Origin of the sequence: Photorhabdus sp. HUG-39, assembly GCF_963878365.1 — a bacterium.
Lineage (GTDB): Bacteria > Pseudomonadota > Gammaproteobacteria > Enterobacterales > Enterobacteriaceae > Photorhabdus > Photorhabdus kayaii.
This window is the reverse complement of the sequence record NZ_CAWNWY010000079.1, coordinates 1-2,913: the sequence shown is the minus strand read 5'-3', so window position 1 is coordinate 2,913 and position 2,913 is coordinate 1. Positions and strand designations below refer to the sequence as shown.

Genomic DNA, 2,913 nt, shown 5'->3' with positions numbered 1-2,913 from the left:
AAGAAAAATGCCGTGTGCCGAAAAAAGCCCCGAGCTTGCATTGGGCCTTCATCAATCTGGGAAAACTGGCCGGCTGGTACGATTCCAAACGCACGGGTCGAGTCGGATGGGAACGACTTTGGGAAGGTTGGTTTCGGCTGCAAACCCTGATAGACGGCTATTTGCTGGCTAAATCAGTTGATTTGGAGATCTGATCAAGAGACAGGACCAGAGCGCGGCGGGAAAAACCGGCGTTCAGGGGCGAAAAGCGCGTCAGGGGGTTTTGGGTTCGGCGGTGAACGCACATCGGAAAAAACGGGTTGTAACCGACTGAGTGTGCAGGGAAAATAGGTGTTCGGTAATCAACTTCGCAATGGAATGGGTTGTTACGGATAATAATTTCCTGGGAAAACTGGTAACAGAAGGGTGTGCAATAGCTGCTCCGTGTCGAGCCAAAGTGGCAGAAAAAGTCCTGGAGATAGGCGTTAAGGCGGGTATAACCGGAATAGTGGCAAAGGAAATCGCTGATAAGATTTCTTCAGAAGACTTAGACCATCTGATTATGCTTCAGATGATGGGAAATGATGAAATCACACAGAGTTACCTAAATACACTTCAGGATAAATACACTCAAGTTGCTAATCCAACTGACCTACCAACACATACCGGCGGTGATCAATCCGGTGATATAAGGAAATACCCTAATCATACCGGCAATACGGAAGGTAAGCCGGATGTAGGTGGTAATACGACAGTGACACCAATTCCTGATGGGCCAACGAAAGATGAGCTAATCTATTTATCTGATAGTAATGAATACGTCCCTAGCCCTAAACATGCTCCTGGAGGTTGGGGTACTCCAATGGATTTAACTAATTCAAAAGCCCAAGAAGTTTTGAATAATTCTATTCAAGGTGGAAAGCAACGTTATGGTATAGCTGACGGAAAATTATATGAGTTTCAGCCAGACAATGCCGGTGGTTGGCATGGTTATCCAATACCTGGCAACGAAGCCCCTCCGAAAGTACTACGAGAATTTCTCTCTAGAGGTGATATCAGTAAGTCTGAGTATAATAAAATGATTAAAGGAAAATGATGATGTATAAATTAAGAATTGTATTGTTAGATGAAATATCATCATATGATGAAGGTAATCTTATTAACCTTCTTTTATATAAAGATAAAGAAAATTTTTCTATTTTTCATGGGAAAGTCAATGTGTCTGAGTTTATTTTATGGATGAAAGATAATGAATCTAATATCCGCTATGTTGATCTACCTGATCATAATTGTAGCATTGACTCTATTGCTTATTACATACATGAATTTTACGAAAAAATAGATGTGGATAATGAAAGTTTTATAGATATGATGTTCGAGTATCGAGCAAGCCATTGTTTTAAATTCGCTGCACGAGGTGTTAATTTCCCTGAAATATATATTGGAAAATCAGGTGAAAATTATGAATTATCCTTATATACAAATAAGGGAAAATGGCGATACTTGATTGATATTGATGATCTTTTCACCCATATACTACACTAATAAAGATCCCGGATTTATGAACTGCCCCCAAAATGTTAGACAATCATCCGACATTTAAAAGGGGCAGTTCACTACGTCCGGGAAAAGTGGCTTATCAGGCTAAAAAATCGGTCACGGCAGGGGGGAGCTGGTAACGGCTATTCCTACCGCGACCGATTGAGAAGACCCGCTTTGATTTAAGATTCAGCACCTTTAATCAAAGCGGGTAACTCTCTTCTTTTCAAATCGAAGTATCAGATCTAATCTGAACTAATACACCACTCACAAAATGTACAGGCCCATACACCAAAAGAAACTTTTACCGGGCCTCGTGCCCAGTTTCTTTACCCTTTGTGTTAAAAAATGGCCTTCGGATTATTTTAGCTCCTCATTAATGACCTGCCGAACAATCAACTTTGCAGCCCAACTCGTTAAGTTGATGATTTCATCATTTTCTAACCCAAAAGTATCTTTCAGAATAGTCATAGCCTCTGTACCATATAAAACTGAAATCAACATAATAATCTTATGTATTGTGTCATCTTTAAGCTGACCTTTTAGAGGCGCTAACGCCGTAGAAAGTGTCTCTTTACGGTTACTTTTTTTCTTCAAAACAGGTCGTTTGTGGTTATCTTCACCGGATAAAGATTCCTGCCAGCGTAACTGAGAAATGCGTAAGGCATCCCTCATCAATGCCTCATTGGCTTCTATTTCTTCATAACCCCATCCCAATAACTTCTCAATATTTTCTTCTGCATCATTGCCCATCGGGGGGATAACGAATGATCCAATGACTTGTTTTACAACATATTCGACAAAATCACTGTGAGTTGAAAAGTAGCTGCGCAACGTGGCCTTCGCATATTCAGCTTCATTAGCAATCTCTTCAGGAGACGGAAATTTTTTTTCACGATATAACTTCAGAGCTGAATGAGTGATACGTTCCAGGGTACGACGCCGGACTGGCGACAGATTTTCTTCATCAAACAGAATCATTTAACCCCCTTAAAATTTTAACCGTATAGCATTAACAGTAATAAATATCACTAATGATAAAAAATAACTTGCATGTTGTAAAATATTACAATAGGTTTACATTAGTCTTTGAACTAAGTATGCCACATGGGGTGAACACTATGACGCGATTTGTGGTTGTCGTTGGCACAGCAGACACAAAACTGGACGAGCTGGTCTGGTTGAAATGTTGTTTACACCTCGCAGGAGTTAATTCAATCATCATTGATGTGTCTACATCAACTCCCGGGGAAAATCATCAGAATAATCAGGGCAACCGCATGAATGATTAAATATCACTCACATTAGCAAAACCCGCCTGTAATACTCGCTCCAAAAATTGGGTTTTCATCCATATTCGTCTACGCTTCGCTTTAATGCTTAATTGACTCGTTT

General features: G+C 40.2%; 3 protein-coding genes and 2 pseudogenes. 4 read left to right on the top strand and 1 reads right to left on the bottom strand.

The features are described from left to right. From AAC155_RS23890 to AAC155_RS23880, 3 genes and pseudogenes are all read left to right on the top strand, one after another. A pseudogene (locus AAC155_RS23890) lies at positions 1-194 on the top strand (IS4 family transposase); the annotation flags it as partial. Positions 195-364: 170 nt separating this feature from the next. Further along, positions 365-607, top strand: a pseudogene (locus AAC155_RS24615) (VENN motif pre-toxin domain-containing protein); the annotation flags it as partial. A 470-nt stretch (positions 608-1,077) separates the two neighbouring features. Continuing rightward, positions 1,078-1,524 carry a hypothetical protein gene (locus tag AAC155_RS23880; RefSeq protein ID WP_113044394.1) on the top strand — a complete coding sequence of 149 codons (447 nt, stop codon included), beginning with the start codon at positions 1,078-1,080 and terminating at the stop codon, positions 1,522-1,524. A gap of 354 nt (positions 1,525-1,878) precedes the next feature. Here AAC155_RS23880 and AAC155_RS23875 read toward each other — a convergent pair whose 3' ends face one another. Beyond that, positions 1,879-2,499: a TetR/AcrR family transcriptional regulator gene (locus AAC155_RS23875; RefSeq protein ID WP_113044393.1), complete on the bottom strand. Its 621-nt coding sequence runs from the start codon at positions 2,497-2,499 to the stop codon at positions 1,879-1,881. Positions 2,500-2,639: 140 nt separating this feature from the next. Here AAC155_RS23875 and AAC155_RS23870 point away from each other — a divergent pair, with 140 nt between their 5' ends. Continuing rightward, entirely contained in the window at positions 2,640-2,810 is a 171-nt protein-coding gene (locus AAC155_RS23870; protein ID WP_229015799.1) for a Tm-1-like ATP-binding domain-containing protein, read from the top strand. The last annotated feature ends 103 nt before the right edge of the window (positions 2,811-2,913 follow it).